Source organism: Dapis hubbardiae BLCC-M172 (assembly GCF_050016015.1).
Classification (GTDB): domain Bacteria; phylum Cyanobacteriota; class Cyanobacteriia; order Cyanobacteriales; family Microcoleaceae; genus Trichodesmium.
The window spans coordinates 30,037-45,758 of record NZ_JBNHEQ010000297.1; the positions used below are offsets into that span (position 1 = coordinate 30,037).

16 protein-coding genes are annotated in these 15,722 nt (G+C 37.1%); 11 read left to right on the top strand and 5 right to left on the bottom strand.

Going from position 1 to position 15,722, the window contains the following annotated elements; genetic code table 11:
• Positions 1 to 896 precede the first annotated feature (896 nt).
• Positions 897 to 1,835: an undecaprenyl-diphosphate phosphatase gene (locus tag ACP6PK_RS27480; RefSeq protein WP_426564437.1), complete on the top strand. Its 939-nt coding sequence runs from the start codon at positions 897 to 899 to the stop codon at positions 1,833 to 1,835.
• Between the two features lie 867 nt (positions 1,836 to 2,702).
• Here the strand turns inward: ACP6PK_RS27480 and ACP6PK_RS27485 are convergent.
• A complete protein-coding gene (locus tag ACP6PK_RS27485) occupies positions 2,703 to 3,188 on the bottom strand; it encodes an allophycocyanin (protein ID WP_426564439.1) in 486 nt (161 codons plus the stop codon).
• A gap of 891 nt (positions 3,189 to 4,079) precedes the next feature.
• Between ACP6PK_RS27485 and rlmD the strand changes: the two genes are divergently transcribed.
• The 3 genes from rlmD (at position 4,080) to lpxD (ending at position 7,961) form a co-directional block, all read left to right on the top strand.
• Positions 4,080 to 5,528 carry a 23S rRNA (uracil(1939)-C(5))-methyltransferase RlmD gene (gene rlmD / locus ACP6PK_RS27490; RefSeq protein WP_426564441.1) on the top strand — a complete coding sequence of 483 codons (1,449 nt, stop codon included), beginning with the start codon at positions 4,080 to 4,082 and terminating at the stop codon, positions 5,526 to 5,528.
• An 882-nt stretch (positions 5,529 to 6,410) separates the two neighbouring features.
• Positions 6,411 to 6,722: a YkvA family protein gene (locus ACP6PK_RS27495; RefSeq protein WP_094675623.1), complete on the top strand. Its 312-nt coding sequence runs from the start codon at positions 6,411 to 6,413 to the stop codon at positions 6,720 to 6,722.
• Between the two features lie 192 nt (positions 6,723 to 6,914).
• Positions 6,915 to 7,961, top strand: a complete 1,047-nt coding sequence (lpxD, locus tag ACP6PK_RS27500; RefSeq protein ID WP_426564554.1) for a UDP-3-O-(3-hydroxymyristoyl)glucosamine N-acyltransferase — start codon at positions 6,915 to 6,917, stop codon at positions 7,959 to 7,961.
• Positions 7,962 to 7,999: 38 nt separating this feature from the next.
• Here the strand turns inward: lpxD and ACP6PK_RS27505 are convergent, their stop codons facing one another.
• The 3 genes from ACP6PK_RS27505 to ACP6PK_RS27515 form a co-directional block, all read right to left on the bottom strand.
• Entirely contained in the window at positions 8,000 to 8,191 is a 192-nt protein-coding gene (locus tag ACP6PK_RS27505) for a hypothetical protein (protein ID WP_094675621.1), read from the bottom strand.
• A 296-nt stretch (positions 8,192 to 8,487) separates the two neighbouring features.
• Positions 8,488 to 8,823: a XisI protein gene (locus ACP6PK_RS27510; protein ID WP_094675619.1), complete on the bottom strand. Its 336-nt coding sequence runs from the start codon at positions 8,821 to 8,823 to the stop codon at positions 8,488 to 8,490.
• Complete coding sequence (locus ACP6PK_RS27515; RefSeq protein WP_426564444.1) at positions 8,814 to 9,263, bottom strand: XisH family protein; 450 nt, start codon at positions 9,261 to 9,263, stop codon at positions 8,814 to 8,816. The genes ACP6PK_RS27510 and ACP6PK_RS27515 overlap by 10 nt, the downstream gene beginning before the upstream one ends.
• 164 nt (positions 9,264 to 9,427) lie before the next feature.
• Between ACP6PK_RS27515 and ACP6PK_RS27520 the strand changes: the two genes are divergently transcribed.
• Positions 9,428 to 9,538, top strand: coding sequence for a type II toxin-antitoxin system VapB family antitoxin (locus ACP6PK_RS27520; protein ID WP_426564446.1), 111 nt, complete (start codon positions 9,428 to 9,430; stop codon positions 9,536 to 9,538).
• A 131-nt stretch (positions 9,539 to 9,669) separates the two neighbouring features.
• On the opposite strand, the gene ACP6PK_RS27525 is transcribed toward ACP6PK_RS27520, so the two are convergent.
• Positions 9,670 to 10,224 carry a pentapeptide repeat-containing protein gene (locus ACP6PK_RS27525; RefSeq protein ID WP_426564448.1) on the bottom strand — a complete coding sequence of 185 codons (555 nt, stop codon included), beginning with the start codon at positions 10,222 to 10,224 and terminating at the stop codon, positions 9,670 to 9,672.
• A gap of 56 nt (positions 10,225 to 10,280) precedes the next feature.
• Between ACP6PK_RS27525 and ACP6PK_RS27530 the strand changes: the two genes are divergently transcribed.
• The 6 genes from ACP6PK_RS27530 (at position 10,281) to purL (ending at position 15,635) form a co-directional block, all read left to right on the top strand.
• Positions 10,281 to 10,580, top strand: a complete 300-nt coding sequence (locus ACP6PK_RS27530; RefSeq protein WP_426564450.1) for a hypothetical protein — start codon at positions 10,281 to 10,283, stop codon at positions 10,578 to 10,580.
• Positions 10,581 to 10,634: 54 nt separating this feature from the next.
• A complete protein-coding gene (locus ACP6PK_RS27535; RefSeq protein WP_426564452.1) occupies positions 10,635 to 10,880 on the top strand; it encodes a hypothetical protein in 246 nt (81 codons plus the stop codon).
• A gap of 782 nt (positions 10,881 to 11,662) precedes the next feature.
• The gene (locus ACP6PK_RS27540; RefSeq protein ID WP_426564454.1) at positions 11,663 to 11,764 is read left to right on the top strand and encodes a type II toxin-antitoxin system VapB family antitoxin; all 102 of its coding nucleotides are present in this window, start codon (positions 11,663 to 11,665) and stop codon (positions 11,762 to 11,764) included.
• Positions 11,765 to 11,864: 100 nt separating this feature from the next.
• Positions 11,865 to 11,990, top strand: a complete 126-nt coding sequence (locus ACP6PK_RS27545) for a PIN domain-containing protein (RefSeq protein ID WP_426564456.1) — start codon at positions 11,865 to 11,867, stop codon at positions 11,988 to 11,990.
• A 14-nt stretch (positions 11,991 to 12,004) separates the two neighbouring features.
• Positions 12,005 to 12,259, top strand: a complete 255-nt coding sequence (locus tag ACP6PK_RS27550) for a PIN domain-containing protein (RefSeq protein WP_426564458.1) — start codon at positions 12,005 to 12,007, stop codon at positions 12,257 to 12,259.
• Between the two features lie 1,048 nt (positions 12,260 to 13,307).
• Positions 13,308 to 15,635, top strand: coding sequence for a phosphoribosylformylglycinamidine synthase subunit PurL (gene purL / locus ACP6PK_RS27555; RefSeq protein ID WP_426564460.1), 2,328 nt, complete (start codon positions 13,308 to 13,310; stop codon positions 15,633 to 15,635).
• Positions 15,636 to 15,722: the final 87 nt, after the last annotated feature.

Consider the following 15,722-nt stretch of genomic DNA (forward strand, 5'->3'; position numbering starts at 1 on the left):
GTTTTCTATCATAGCAAAAAAAGTATTTTCAAACAAGATATTTTTAATATTTTTTATTTAACTTTATTTTATTTAATATATCATAGGTTTTATCCCCTCCCAGGGCATCTTTATAATATTAACAAGATTTTTATCCCCCCAATGGGGATTTTTTAGGAAGAGTTAAGATATAGATAGGGTTTGTTGAAAAAGTCTTTTTTAAGGAGTAAGGGAGCGGGGGAGTAGGGGAGTAGGGGAGTAGGGGAGTAGGGGAGTAGGGGAGTAGGGGAGTAGGGGGAGTAATTTTTGGGGTACTCTCTTGAACAAAATGCGCTCCTTTTTGATTTTTCGGGAACCGTGCATAAAGAGCTGAAAACCAAGGTATTTCGGATCTAAAAAGGCTAAAACCTTTATCTATAAATGCTTTGATATTTAATCAGCAAGCCCTAGATAACAGCAATTGAAAATTAACTAGCTTTTAGCTTTTAGCATTCAGCTATCAGCTATCAGCTATCAGCTCTTATACCAATTCCCAGGCATTAATGTTATACTTATGCAAAACTTCAGCTATCAAGTAATTATGACAAATAAATTCTTTTTTTTGCTAATTTAAGCTTGTTTAGCGTTAATTATTATTATTTTTAATTCTTGTATATATGTTACATTAAACATTTTTGCTTCAATAAAATGTAATTTTTTTTTGAGAAATAGTATTATATCTCTGGGTTTAAATCCCCGATTTCTATAAACCTGAAGGTGCGCGGTGGGGTTAAATCCCCTTCTAAACATTTACTGCTAACTGCTGACCGCTGACTGCTGATTGCTTTTTTTAAGGGTTTTGATAGCTAAAAATTACTAAAATTAACTACATTAATTAATGGTATAATTGACTAATAATTCTCATAAAACGCTACTTGATGAAATTTTTCTTTGCAGTCATTGTCAGCGCTCTAATTTTTATCTCTCTAGAACAAGTTGGCCAATCATTACCATCTGAGCCGATACCCACTTCTGAACAGTTGACTATTTTTCAGGCAGTTATTCTCGGAATGGTACAAGGATTAACAGAATTTTTACCTATTAGTAGTACCGCTCACCTGAAGGTTGTCCCTGTAGGGCTAGGTTGGGGAGACCCTGGTGTAGCCTTTACTGCGGTTATTCAATTAGGCAGTATTGTTTCTGTTGTTTGGTATTTCTGGGATGACTTGACAAAAATCACAATTGGTACATATAAATCTATTCTGAAATCTGACTACCAGTCCCCAGATTTCAAAATGGCAGTTGGCATTGCCTTGGGCACCCTACCAATAGTATTTTTTGGATTGTTAATTAAACTATTTATTCCAGATTTTGATAATTCTCCACTCCGCAGTACAGTAGCGATCGCCATTGCTTCAATAGTTATGGCTTTGTTATTAGGAATAGCAGAAAAAATTGGCAGCCGAAAACGTAACTTTGAACAACTAGATATTAAAGATGGCATCTTGATGGGTATGGCCCAAACCTTAGCATTAGTTCCTGGAGTATCTCGGTCAGGCTCAACTATTACAGGGGGGTTGTTTATGGGATTAGAAAGAGCTACAGCAGCAAGATTTTCTTTTTTATTAGGTCTTCCAGCAATTACTTTGGCAGGTTTAGTCGAACTAAAGACTCTCTTTGATGAAGGTTTTGGAGGTATAGGCTTACTTCCTACCATTGCTGGTATTATCTCTGCAATAATTTTTTCTTATATAGCAATTGCTTGGTTAATTAAATACTTACAAACTAAGGATACTTGGATATTTGTTTGGTACAGATTAGCTTTTGGGGTATTAATCTTACTGGCGATCGCTGGTGGTATGTTGGAAAATGTTTAGTAGTAAAATCTGGCGTTGGTAAATTAGGGTATGATTTGTATTTTTTGGTAATTGCTAAACTATTGAATAACAAATATTTGAGATTGTTCAATTTTTATTTTCATACCTTGATTGACCAACACCTAAAATCTTTGGCTAAGAAAATGAATTTGGTTTTAAAGACAATTTTTAGAAGGCAAAAAGTAATAGAATTTTATTCTAAACTATGCCGTCAGAGAAAAATGTATAATACCATTTCTCAAAAATCTTGCTATATTTGATTGGGTGGAGGAGGGACGTTGCATAAGGGCGTCCGTACACAGAAGAATAATGAACATTAACTGGATAATAATTAGGGAATAATTTATTTTATTTGTGTTAATTACTTGATAACTGAAGTGTCACTCAAGTATAGCCTTAATGCATGGGAATTGGTATAAGTGGAAAGATATTTAATTTTAGTAGGGGTGAACGACTGTTCACCCCTAAAATCAGTATATTATTTGTATTTTGCTTCATTAATGGATAATTGAAGTAGCACTCAGCACTCAGCACTCAGCACTCAGCACTCAGCTATCAGCTTATTCTTGGTGTATAATGGGGTATTTAAACCCCTAAAAAAGCGCACCACTAATTTTTCGCTCCTCTTGTGGGAGACCTAAACCCTTGGATTTTTAGCTGTTAACCTAGTTTCTCCGCAGGAGGCGAGCTAAATGTTCTTTGCGTAGCATTTCGTAAGGAAAAGCTAATAGCTAGTTAATAATTACCTTTGGTTAAAGCCGAAAAGATTAAACAATTATGCGGAAATCTTATTTCTTGTTTCTCCTTGAAACGAGAGGCTTTAAACCGAGATGAATTAATTATCAATTATCAATTATCCATTATCCATTAAGACATTTCTTGAATAATATAGTCAAAATAAGGAGCAGTTTCTTTCGCATCTTCTTCATCAAGTAAAGCAAGACTTGCTTCCTTTAGACAACGAATTGACTCTACCATTCCAGGAACAGGTACACCCAAGGAGTTATACATTTCCCGAACACCTATCAAACCAATACTTTCAATGGGGTCTTTATCCCCAGCTAGTACCCCGTAGGTAATCAAACGTAAGTACCAACCATAGTCCCGGAGGCATAAGGCACGTTCCCGCTGGCCAAAAGCATTACCTCCAGGAGCAATAAAATCTGGACGCCTGCGCCATAACTCCTGACTAGCTTTGTCCACAATTTTTTTCTCATTTTCAGAAAGCACGCTAGCAATCTTGACACGCTGCGTACCTGTTTTCAAAAAATCATTTATGGATTTAAGTTCCCCACTACTGGGGTAACGTAATTCATCGTCTGCTTTGAGAATAACTTGGCTAACTACACTCATAATTATCGAAAATTTGCTGAATTATATTTCATTTTAACCATTGACTGCCTTTCCAGGTCATCAAATTTTCTAGGTTCTCGTTTATACCAAAAATTTTATGGAGCAATAACTAGGTTGGCGTTAAAAATTATTTTTACGACAAGCTAACATAAAACAGCTTATCTGGTAATTTATTCTAAATTTTGAGTAATTTTACTTTTGGCTTAAAAGTTTTGTTTTTTTGTGGCTCTCTACTTAGGGTTTGCTGAAAAAGTCTTTTTTAAGGAGTAGGGGAGCGGGGGAGTAGTTAGGGACGTTGCATGCAACGCCCCTACGGGAGTAATTTTTTTGGCTCAACTATGTGCCAGAAATACGCTCCTTTTTGATTTTTCGGGAACCGTGCATCAAGAGCTGAAAACCAAGGTATTTAAGACCGAAAATTTCTTAAACTTTTATCTGTCAATGCTTTGATATTTAATCAGCAAAGCCTACTTATGCCAAACTAATATGAAGTTACATAGAATAAAATTTTAATCAGAGTTAACTATAAATAAATACAGTCAAGTTAATTAATTTATAATTCTTTGAGCCTCACATAAAATTGGTATTAAAGCTTTAAATAGTTTGTTAGCTGGAATTAATTAGCCAAATGTACAAAACCCAGAATTACCAGAAACTAATATTAAATCCGGTAGCATTGGTGTAATTCAATAGTTAACTAGGAGTCAGGAGTCAGGAGAAAAGAGAATTTAGAAATATTTGCACATTAGCTGATTTTTCGGGAACCGTAGATGAAAAAATTTTCATATCGAATTAAGCGGATTTGATATGACTTAAGATCAAAAAATTAAAATAGAGCGATTATATTATACAGAAAAACAATAGTCAGTAATATTAAAGATTTAGAACTTAGTGAAAATAAATAAGCAAAAATTGGGAACATCAGTTTGGCAACAAGGTCAGCTAGTGGAGATAAACATCACAGACTTAACAGATAACGGTGATGGAGTGGGTCGTTATGATGAAAAAGTGGTATTTGTGCCTGATACAGTTCCTGGCGATCGCCTTATTGCCCGCCTAACAATAGTCAAACCTAAATATGCCTATGGGAAACTACATCAACTTTTAGAAAAGTCTGACCAGCGGATTAAACCTTACTGTATTGTTGCGGACAAATGTGGTGGGTGTCAATGGCAACATATTAATTATGAATATCAGCTTCAAACCAAACAAAATCAAGTTATTCAAGCTTTAGAAAGAATAGGTGGCCTAGAATTATTAGAGGTTAAACCAACTCTACCATCTCCATCCCCTTTTGGATATCGTAACAAAGTGACATATCCTCTAGGTATTTCGACTACAGGTCAAGTGAAGGCGGGCTATTATCAGAAAGGTAGCCATAAATTGATTAATCTTAATCAATGTCCCATCCAAGACCAACGTTTAAATCCTTTACTCAAAGAAATTAAACAGGATATTACTAGGCAAGGATGGAAGATATATGATGAATATAAGCATATAGGTATTTTACGTCATTTATCTTTGAGGATAGGAGAAAAAACAGGGGAAATTTTATTAACTTTGGTGGTTAATGGTAATGAAGAAAATCCAGAAAAGTTAGTACCTGGTATTACAGTTCAAGCGAAGAAGTGGTTAGAAGATTATTCTCGCTTAGTTGGTGTTTGTTTGAATTATAATTCTAAGAGGACAAATACTATTTTTGGCAAAGAGACTGTTTGTATTGCTGGTCGGTCTTATGTGCAGGAAAAGTTTGGTGGCTTAAATTTTCAATTGACTGCCGATACATTTTTTCAGGTAAATACAAGAGCTGCTGAAAGATTAATGGAGGTCGTAGTTGAAGAGTTGACTTTGAGTGGCTCGGAAATTATTGTTGATGCTTATTGTGGAGTTGGTACTTTTACTTTACCTCTGGCAAAATATTTACAGGATGTTAGTCATAATGATTCTCTGGAAATAGGAAATAGAAAAAGTATGGTCATTGGTTTAGAAGTACAACAAGTGGCCATTGATAGAGCTAAGTTTAATGCTGAAATTAATAACTTGACAAATGTAGATTTTTATGCAGGAAAAGTTGAGAATTTACTACCTCAGTTGGAGGTTAAACCAGATGTAGTTTTATTAGACCCACCGAGAAAAGGTTGCGATCGCTCGGTTTTAGAGACTTTGTTGGAAATTTTACCTGAACGTATTGTTTATATTAGTTGTAAACCTGCTACCTTGGCTCGCGATTTGAAATTTCTCTGTTCAACTGGTAAATATTATTTGAGCAAGGTACAACCTGCAGACTTTTTTCCTCAAACTGCCCATGTTGAGTGTGCTGCATTTTTGGTAAAGCTATAGAAAAAGGAAGAAGGAAGAAGGAAGAAGGAAGGAAAGTAGATTATTCTAAGGATTTTTTGAAGCAAGAATAAACCATAAAGAAGGAAGGAAAGTAGATTAATTTATAGATTAATAGAGTTTACTTAAGAAATTTTTTATAGGAGTTCTATAATATTAAGAACTACTCTAATTGTTTAATACTTTATGAATCTTGGTCTTATTTGAACCGTATTAGAGACTGTTTGTAAAAAGAATATTAAATTCAGGCGTAGTAGACTGACACAACTAATGGGTGTGCATTAGGGCGGGTTTATGTAAATCTTAGAATAAGCATTAAAATTCTAGGTAAAACCCGCCCCTACTATTGCACCATTTTAGATGAAACAGTCCAGTAGGGTGGGGAGGGTGAGGCGGCAATAATTATGAACCGGACCAAAATTTAACTTTCCGCACCCCACCCACCGAACATTAAGCACTCTAGCTGTCTTAATCTTTACTTGTGCATTCACTCTGTTATACCAATTACCAAAATAAATGCTATACTTGGGTAACACTTCAGTTATTAAATAATTAATACAGGCAACCAGGAATTATTCCCTAATTATGAGCCAGTTGATGTTAATTATTATTATGTTTACTTCTCCCCACACTTCCGTACGGACGTTGCATAACAAAAATGCGTTTCATGTCACGCAGTGAAACCTCCCTACCCCACCCAATCAAATATAGCAAGATTTTTGAGAAATGGTATTAGACTATAGTACAAATCTCCATAACTAAATTCCTGAATTTTAATTGTAGAATTTTCTAGAAAAATTTATGGTTAATATTAGCACTGACATACTGCTTGAAACTCTGACATTATTAGAAATGTAAGTAACTTCTAAATATAAGGATAATTAAATGAGCTTTTCAATTCAATCTCTATATACTTGGTATCGTAATACTATCCGTAATCCTAAATATCGTTGGTGGATTATTGCTGGAACATTAGCTTATGTACTTAGTCCTTTTGATATTTCTCCAGATTTTATCCCAATTGTCGGACAAATTGATGATATTGCTATTGTAACTCTTTTAGTAGCAGAAGTTTCTCAGATGGTAGTTGATTTTATGAAATTACGTCGTGGGGAAAATGTGGCAGTAGTATCTGATATTAATGAAGTAACTGATGCTGATGCTACAGTTGATGTAAATTCAGTTTCTGTTAAGTAAAAATGGTTTATATTAAATTACCTTAGCTAACCACAAATATCAAAGATGGGTTTGGAGACCAAACCCCTACAGAATGTATTTTCCCCAATAAAAATATTTAACCCAAGTCTAAAATTGATAAATAGATTTGGGTTGATTTTTTTCTGGGAAAATGGTAAATATCCAGAAGTTGAGGAGTGGGGCATTGTAATTGTGAAATTTAGCGAACTTGCAAGTAAACTTGGTTCTGAGACTATCGCTTGTAGTCTGGAAAAAATAAATACTCTCGATCCAGATATTCAGGGAGTAGCAGGAATAGATGAGGCAAAAGTAGGTACTCTCAGTTATATTGAAGGAGCAAAATTTGCCAGTTATTTAGAAACGACAAATGCTAGTGCTTTAATTTTGCCGATGGATGAAGCTCTACAAAATTTGGCAAGTGAACGTGGTATTGGGTGGTTGTCTGGTAAGGAACCGAGATTATTATTTGCCAAGGCGATCGCTGTTTTTTATCGACCTTTTCAACCTACTGCTGAAATTCATCCTACTTCTGTAGTTCACCGGACGGCAAAAATAGGTAAGAATGTTTATCTTGGCGCTCATGTTGTGGTTGAGGCGGGGGTGAAAATTGCTGATAATGTTTGTATTTATCCGAATGTGGTAATTTATCCAGATGCGGAAATTGGAGAGAATACTATTTTACACGCTAATTGTTCGATTCACGAGAGGAGTCAGATAGGTAAGGGTTGTGTAATTCATAGTGGAGCAGTTATTGGAGGAGAGGGTTTTGGTTTTGTGCCGACTCCTGAAGGTTGGTTTAAGATGGAACAGTCTGGCAAAGTTGTTTTAGAGGATGGGGTGGAAGTTGGAGGTAATACTACTATTGATCGCCCGGCGGTAGGGGAAACGAGAATTGGTGAGAATACTAAGTTAGATAATTTAGTACAGGTTGGTCATGGTTGTAAAATTGGTAAAAATTGTGCTTTGGCAGCTCAAGTTGGTTTAGCTGGTGGGGTGAAGCTTGGGGATAATGTGATTTTAGCAGGTCAAGTAGGAGTTGCTAACCAGGCAAAAATCGGAAATGGAGCGATCGCTACTGCTCAAGCGGGTGTTCATAATGATGTTGCTGCGGGAGAGATTGTTTCTAGTAGTCCGGCGGTTCCTAATAAGATTTATTTGAAGGCTTCTGCAATTTATAAGCGTTTGCCAGAAATTTATCAGTCTGTCAAACAGATGAAAATAAAATTTAATCTGAAATAGCAGAGGGATTATATGATTAGAAGATTATTGTAATTGTACTAGCCACAATTTCCAAAGTTTGAGTAGAAATTTACTGCCAATTCTACAAAAATATCAAGACTGTCTCGATTCCTAGTCTTTTGTCGTGCTTCTTTAATTACACGAATTTCTTCATCCAACCGTAATTTTGTAGTTTCTATTGGATTCGCTGCTAGTATAAGAACTTTTTTCTGAGATTGACTTTCCGTCATTTGCTAGATTGACTTTCATTAAATAACATTAGTTATTATATCATTTCTAACAAGCCCTATTTCTAATTTGCGATCTAAAATAATTTCAAAATTTTGTTTAAGTGATTACCCTCAAGTCTCTTCTCAATTATCCCACAAAAATCATCAATTCTTTCCTCCTACTCCCTACTCCTCACTCCCTACTCCCTAATCTTATAAAAATGGTATAACTTGATATAGCACCCGAAAATAATCAAGTAATTTACATGGATTTTGAACGACCATTAGAATCTGTATCAGTCCGGTCGTTAAGGAGATCAAACCCCCGTCGCTAATCCTGTAAACTTACGCATATAGGCAGACCTGTATCCTAACACGATATCACACTTAGGCACTCCAGATTTAATTAACTCATTAGCTATTCCTGTTTCGGTTCCATCTCGTTGAATCCAAATTTTCCCCGACCTAATCTCAACGTGAATAACACATCCAAAAACTCGTCTTTCTCCACACCATCCGATATGAAACATTAAATAGCGATCGCGTTCTAGGTCGAAAGCAATTTGAGTTTCTATTTCTCCATCGCCATTATCGCCCTTAGAATGTTTTTCGACAATTGACTTAATTATTTTTCTATATTTCTCTATGTCCATATTATAATCTCCTCTCTAATTGGATTAAATACAAGTAAATTTAGCTGCATCCGCCCTACTGATATTTTAGCTAAACGGCGAGTAAAAAAATCTTCGTAAACATCTTCTGGAACTGCCAAATATAGAACTCTATTTGGTTCTATTTCTTCTAAAACTACTTTATAATTCCATGCTTGACCCATCGCTTCGTGAAAATCACTAATCAACGACAGACCTAAAAAACTTTTAATTTCTACTGCTATTTTCTGTCCGTACCTTTCTACTCCTAATAAGTGATTTTGAGCCCCTAAATCTACATACAGTTTATCTTCATCTACTTTAAGATATAGAGGATCGTGAGTAATAGTCCATCCTTCTTTTTCTAATGCTGAACGTACAATGGGATGAAATATATCTTTTGCTGCCATAGCTTTAATTGATGATTCCTCTTCACTTACCAAGTTACAGTATTATATAATTAATTATCGAAACTTAATATAAATAAAAATTTTTCTATAGCAATCCTTAATAGGTTGTAATATTTTATCGTAGGGGTTTAGTTTCCAAATCCCTACAGTTTTTTTGTGACAATAATCTTGTCACATATTACGACAGAAATCAATACATGGTAACTAATATTAATATTGACGAAAAACTCCTTAAGGAAGCTCTAGCTTTGAGCCACCATTCTACAGTAAATATATTTATAGAAGCTGCTTTGCATGAATATATTTAACGTCGCCAACACCTGAAAGTATTAGAATTATTTGCTACTATAAACTATAAATAAAATTATAATTATAAGCAACAAAGACATAAAAAATGGCGGTTGATTTCCCCGTTTCATTCATCGTATTAAATAATTGGCTAATCAAAAATAGCATTAGTTAAATCTGCATTTTCAAAAGATGTTGTTGATAACTTATCCAACTCAATAACAACTTGAAAAAACAAAATAACAGCAACTCCAAAAATTACTCCCGAACCCAAAAATAATAACAATCCTTTGACTTGATTTCCTGTCAAAAAATAGATAATACCACTCGAACCAATAACAGCAGCAACTCCAGCTAAAACAGCAGCAATAATCTCACTCTCAGCATTAGTAATAGCAACCGCCACAGCACCAGTCGCAATCAAAGCAGCAACCCCCGCCATTTCACCAGCAATAAAACTAGCAAAAGCACTAGCAAGAGTAACAGCGATCGCCGCTCCAGCACAACGAACAATCAAAATCCTAATCTTGCTCCTACTTTGCCCAATTCTTGCACCCCGAAAATTTGCTCCTATTAGGATAGCATCGTCAAAATCGCAACCTCTCAAGTCAGAACCGCTAAAATTAGCGGCGGTGAGGTCTTGACCTTGAAAATTGCGATGTCGTAAGTCTTGCTGAGAAAAATCTAAAGGTAATGGTTGATTCATGGGATAGTTTGTGATACTTTAAAAGTAAACTTTAAATCTAAAATCGCCATTTTTTTATGAAAAATCTAACTTTACTATCTGCCACACTCCTCACTGTGACATCTGCATTGCTTTTTGGGAAAATAGAAGCTGCCTCTGCTTTAATTTGGAATTGGAGTTATTCTGCTCCTGGTATAGAGGCGAGTGGTAGTTTGACTACTAATGACACTCCTGACGATTTAGGTTTTTACCTAATTACTGGAATTACTGGTACGAGAAATGACGAAACAATTATTGGTTTACAAGCTACGGGAACTTCAGTACCAGGAAACGAACCTTTTGTACTTGACAATATAATTAGTCTTAATCCTGATTAACAATTAACAAGTTCTGGTTTTGGGTATTTTACCTCGGAAGGAAACTTTGTGAATATGTTTTTTGCTGGTTTTTTGCAGCCTCCGGGTTATTTTGAGATTTTTTCTGCGCCGCCATTTATACCAGGTTTTGAAAATTTTGGTCCAGAAGATAGTGAATTGCCCGTTAGTTTTTCTGCTGCTCCAATCGTTGTCCCTGAAACCACCTCCACTTTAAGCTTCCTCACTCTCGGTACTCTAGGAGCAGTTTCAACCGTCAAACGCAAACTGAAGCCTTCCAAATCTACAACTAATCCTAGCTAGTAGGTTGGGCAAATATTACAGCGGTTTTCATTTCGGTAGACCACAGTAGTAGCTCGTCTAGCTTAAAAATGTGGGTAAAGAGGGAGTCTGCGGAAGACAACTCCCCCGACCCCTCTCAAAGTAGGAAGGGGGGACTCTTCTCCCCCTTCCCTCGCAGGGAAGGGAGTCGGGGGTTAGGTTTTTTACACACAATTTTAGTCTAGACACGGTAGTAGGGACGTTCTATGGAACGTCCCTACAATATTTTGGTTGTGACGATCGAGAATAAAAATTATTATTGATACACTTGTGGTTGTAAAAAGGAGGTATCATTCATTATGTCTCAAGAATTATTAAATAGAGTTAATGAGTAAATCAGAAGGGTTAAACATTCAAGAAAAGCTTCAATTAATCCGTTATATCATGTCTGGTTGAATAGTTATAAATAAATGAGGGAGGACTCAGGACTCAGGAGTCAGGACTCAGGACTCAGGAGGGAAGATAGGAGAAAGAAAGTATAAAAAGGAAAAAGTTTTTTGGTCGCGTAAGCGGAACGGAGTTCTATCACTAATTATCCGGACACCATATTATTTATCAAGTCATCTTAAAATAAATGATAATTCTACCCCTAAACTTCGGCGTAAATGGCGTGAGATTCAAGGAAAAGCGACTTATCATTTAGTGGGAGAAGATGCTCAAGAATGGGTTTCTAGAAATCGTCAAGAAGCTACAGAAAACCGCTAACAAATTATTCGCTTTTTTGTGACAAGAATCTTGTCAAACATTACTACAGAAATCAATATATGGTAACTAATATTAATATTGACGAAAAACTCCTTCAGGAAGCTCTAGCTTTGAGCGATAATTCCACAGTAAATCTTATTAAGATAAACAGCTTTGCGTGAATATATTCAACGTCGTCAACAACAGAAAGTATTAGAATTATTTGGTACTATCGACTATTAAGAAAATTATAATTATAAGCAACAAAGATAGAAAAAATGAATGCTTGTAGTTAACAGTTATTTTTGTTCTCTTGCATTACGACGCAATACCCCAAATGATGTAATTTATATCGTTAATAAATTGCGAGATTTAATTACAGATGGACGAGTCGTTTTACTAGGATAAATTCGTCAGGAAGTTTGATCGGGATTCGTGTTCGGGAACAATTTATTCGATTACGAGAATATCTGCGTGCTTTTTCTGACTTACAGTTAACAACTGAAGATTATGAGCTAGCAGCAGAATTTTTTAATACTTGTCGCAGTCATGGTATTCAGGCTTCAAATACTGATTTTTTAATTTGTGCAGTAGCTCATCATCGTGGTTACAGTATTTTTACTACCGATAAAGATTTTGATAATTTTCGCTCGTACATTCCAGTTATTTTATATTAAGTTTGGGCTTTGTTGAAATAGCGTTCTTAACATCCATTCCACTTTGGTTCGCCGACTCAAACGCGGAGCAAGTGCGGCAGCTATATCGCTCTATGAAAGTGATGATTGATGTTATCTTCATCTATTGTACAATAGTTAGGGTGGTCTGCCAGAGCGTGCTTAGAGCGATCGCGATGATTGATGTTATCTTCATCTATTGTACAATAGTTAGGGTGGGCTGATTAAATCTTAAAACTTTTACCTGTAAAGGTTTCAGCCTTTTTATTTCTCAGACAGATGTTTGATTTATTTATTGTCCAATAGTTACAGCAGTTTCCGCGCGTTATGAAGTACATATCTACAAGCAAGTGCGGCTGCTATATACTTTGATGCAGCAAAGCCGTTATTTTATATTAAGTTTGGGCTTTGTTGAAATAGCGTTCTTAACATCCATTCCACTTTGGTTCGCCGACTCAAACGCGGAGCAAGTGCGGCAGCTATATCGCTCTATGAAAGTGATGATTGATGTTATCTTCATCTATTGTACAATAGTTAGGGTGGTCTGCCAGAGCGTGCTTAGAGCGATCGCGATGATTGATGTTATCTTCATCTATTGTACAATAGTTAGGGTGGGCTGATTAAATCTTAAAACTTTTACCTGTAAAGGTTTCAGCCTTTTTATTTCTCAGACAGATGTTTGATTTATTTATTGTCCAATAGTTACAGCAGTTTCCGCACCTGACAGCGGTTTTCATAATTAGTAGACCACAGTAGGGACGTTCCATGAAACGTCCGTACAAGGTTTTGATTATGGCGATGTGGTTTATAAAGAGTGAAAAGCGCTGTATGAAGTACATCTGCACTTACTTGTGCAGCAGCTATATACTTTCATGCAACAAAGCCTTAAGTTTGGCATAATTTATGAGATAATAAAATTAACTGGACTTACGCTCATAAACCCGGTTTCTAGGGTAAATCATTGTTTTTGACAATAAACACCTACGAGAAACAGGGTTTGGTGGGTTTGCCTGCATAAGTCCTGATTAACTCAACTTTCCCATTATAAATTATGTCACAAACTCCTTTTTCTCCAGAAGAAATAGCATCTGAAGGCATCAAACCTGAAGAATATCAAGAAATTCTCAACCGTCTGGGTCGCCACCCCAATAAAGCAGAACTAGGAATGTTTGGCGTTATGTGGTCAGAACACTGCTGCTACAAAAACTCCCGCCCCCTTCTCAAACAATTTCCCACTACAGGTAAACGCATTCTTGTTGGACCGGGAGAAAACGCTGGAGTGGTAGACCTAGACAATGGACTCCAACTTGCTTTCAAAATTGAATCCCACAACCACCCATCCGCTGTCGAACCATTCCAAGGTGCTGCCACGGGAGTCGGCGGTATTCTCCGAGACATCTTTACAATGGGTGCCCGTCCGATCGCCGTGCTTAACTCCCTCCGTTTCGGTTCCCTAGAGGATGCCAAAACTAAGCGCATTTTTACTGGAGTAATTTCCGGCATTTCTCACTACGGAAACTGTTTCGGAGTACCTACCGTCGGTGGAGAAATTTACTTTGACCGCGCCTACACAGGCAACCCCCTAGTCAACGTGATGGCATTGGGATTAATGGAAACCCCCGAAATTGTTAAATCTGGTGCATCCGGTATTGGCAACCCAGTCTTATATGTTGGTTCCACTACAGGTAGAGACGGTATGGGTGGAGCAAGTTTCGCCAGTGCCGAACTCAGTGAACAGTCAATAGACGATCGCCCCGCCGTACAAGTAGGAGACCCATTCCTAGAAAAATGTCTAGTTGAAGCTTGTTTGGAAGCATTCAAAACCGGAGCAGTAGTCGCAGCACAAGACATGGGAGCTGCTGGTATCACCTGTTCCACTTCAGAAATGGCAGCAAACGGAGGTGTTGGCATTGAATTTGACCTCGACAAAGTACCAGTCCGAGAAACTGGGATGGTTCCTTATGAATATATGCTATCCGAATCTCAGGAACGAATGTTATTTGTTGCCGAAAAAGGTCGGGAACAAGAATTGATTGATATTTTTGAACGTTGGGAACTTCATGCAGTGGTGGCAGGTACGGTTATTGAGGAACCTATTGTGCGCATTTTATTTGAAGGCAAGGTTGCTGCTGAAATACCTGCTACTGCTTTGGCAGATAATACTCCTATTTATCATCGGGAATTATTGAGCGAACCGCCAGAATATGCTACAAAAGCTTGGGAATGGAATGTGTCATCGTTACCAGCATCTACGGAACATGGTATTGAAATTCAGGGAAATTTCCAAACCTGGAATGATATTTTACTGACTTTATTAGATACTCCAACTATTGCTTCTAAAAATTGGGTGTATCAGCAATACGACTATCAAGTACAGAATAATACTGTGATGTTGCCGGGTGGTGCTGATGCTGCTGTGATTCGGTTACGCCCCCAAATTTCCGATCTTAATAACCCACCATCAACTTCAGGTGTTGCTGCAACAGTTGATTGTAATTCCCGTTTGGTTTATCTCGATCCATACAATGGTGCAAAAGCAGTAGTGGCAGAGGCAGCACGGAATCTCAGTTGTGTCGGTGCTGAACCTGTAGCGGTTACAGATAATCTCAATTTTGGCAGTCCGGAAAAACCTGTGGGATATTGGCAACTAGCTGAGAGTTGTCGCGGTCTTGCTGAAGGTTGTCAGGAGTTGGGAACGCCTGTTACTGGTGGGAATGTGTCTTTGTATAATGAAACTTTGGATGCTGACGGTACTCCCCAAGCAATTTATCCGACTCCAGTTGTGGGAATGGTGGGGTTAATTCCCGATATTACTCGTATTTGTGGTCAAGGTTGGCAGACTGAAGGGGATCTTATCTATTTAATAGGGAATTTAGGAGTTAAGTCTTTAGCTGCTTCTGAATATTTAGCAACTATTCATCGTGTGGTTGCTGGTAAACCGACGGAAGTAGATTTTGATTTGGAAAGGCGAGTACAGGCAGTTTGTCGTCATGGTATCCGACAAGGGTGGGTGCGTTCTGCTCACGATAGTGGTGAGGGAGGTTTAGCGATCGCTCTAGCAGAGTCTTGTCTGAGTGGGAAGTTAGGCGCTGAGATTATTTGGGAATTGTCTGATGTTTCTAATTTCCGATGGGATGAGTTTTTGTTTGGCGAGGGTGGTTGCCGAATTTTGGTTTCTGTTGCGCCCGAAAATCAGATAATTTGGGAATCATATCTTGAGGAAAATTTGGCTGATTTTTGGCAGAAAATTGGTCTGGTGGGTAATGCTGAAAGTAGTTTGCAAATTTTAGTTAATGAGGGCGTTTCTTTGATTAATGTAGAGATGGGAGAAATTAGCGATCGCTTTCAAAATGCTATTGAGAGACGTTTGAGTTTTTAGCGCTGGTTTTGGGGTAGGTTTATTTAACCAGCGTGTAGGGGCGGGTTTTGAGGATAACATCGTGCTGATATCAAAGATTTTGCTAAA

Bases quoted from the DNA above. Each gene is read 5' to 3' on its own strand.
- ACP6PK_RS27480 (WP_426564437.1), top strand. From the start codon at position 897: ATGAAATTTTTCTTTGCAGTCATTGTCAGCGCTCTAATTTTTATCTCT.
- ACP6PK_RS27485 (WP_426564439.1), bottom strand. From the start codon at position 3,188: ATGAGTGTAGTTAGCCAAGTTATTCTCAAAGCAGACGATGAATTACGT.
- ACP6PK_RS27495 (WP_094675623.1), top strand. From the start codon at position 6,411: ATGAGCTTTTCAATTCAATCTCTATATACTTGGTATCGTAATACTATC.
- ACP6PK_RS27505 (WP_094675621.1), bottom strand. From the start codon at position 8,191: ATGACGGAAAGTCAATCTCAGAAAAAAGTTCTTATACTAGCAGCGAAT.
- ACP6PK_RS27510 (WP_094675619.1), bottom strand. From the start codon at position 8,823: ATGGACATAGAGAAATATAGAAAAATAATTAAGTCAATTGTCGAAAAA.
- ACP6PK_RS27520 (WP_426564446.1), top strand. From the start codon at position 9,428: ATGGTAACTAATATTAATATTGACGAAAAACTCCTTAAGGAAGCTCTA.
- ACP6PK_RS27525 (WP_426564448.1), bottom strand. From the start codon at position 10,224: ATGAATCAACCATTACCTTTAGATTTTTCTCAGCAAGACTTACGACAT.
- ACP6PK_RS27530 (WP_426564450.1), top strand. From the start codon at position 10,281: ATGAAAAATCTAACTTTACTATCTGCCACACTCCTCACTGTGACATCT.
- ACP6PK_RS27535 (WP_426564452.1), top strand. From the start codon at position 10,635: ATGTTTTTTGCTGGTTTTTTGCAGCCTCCGGGTTATTTTGAGATTTTT.
- ACP6PK_RS27540 (WP_426564454.1), top strand. From the start codon at position 11,663: ATGGTAACTAATATTAATATTGACGAAAAACTCCTTCAGGAAGCTCTA.
- ACP6PK_RS27545 (WP_426564456.1), top strand. From the start codon at position 11,865: ATGCTTGTAGTTAACAGTTATTTTTGTTCTCTTGCATTACGACGCAAT.
- purL (WP_426564460.1), top strand. From the start codon at position 13,308: ATGTCACAAACTCCTTTTTCTCCAGAAGAAATAGCATCTGAAGGCATC.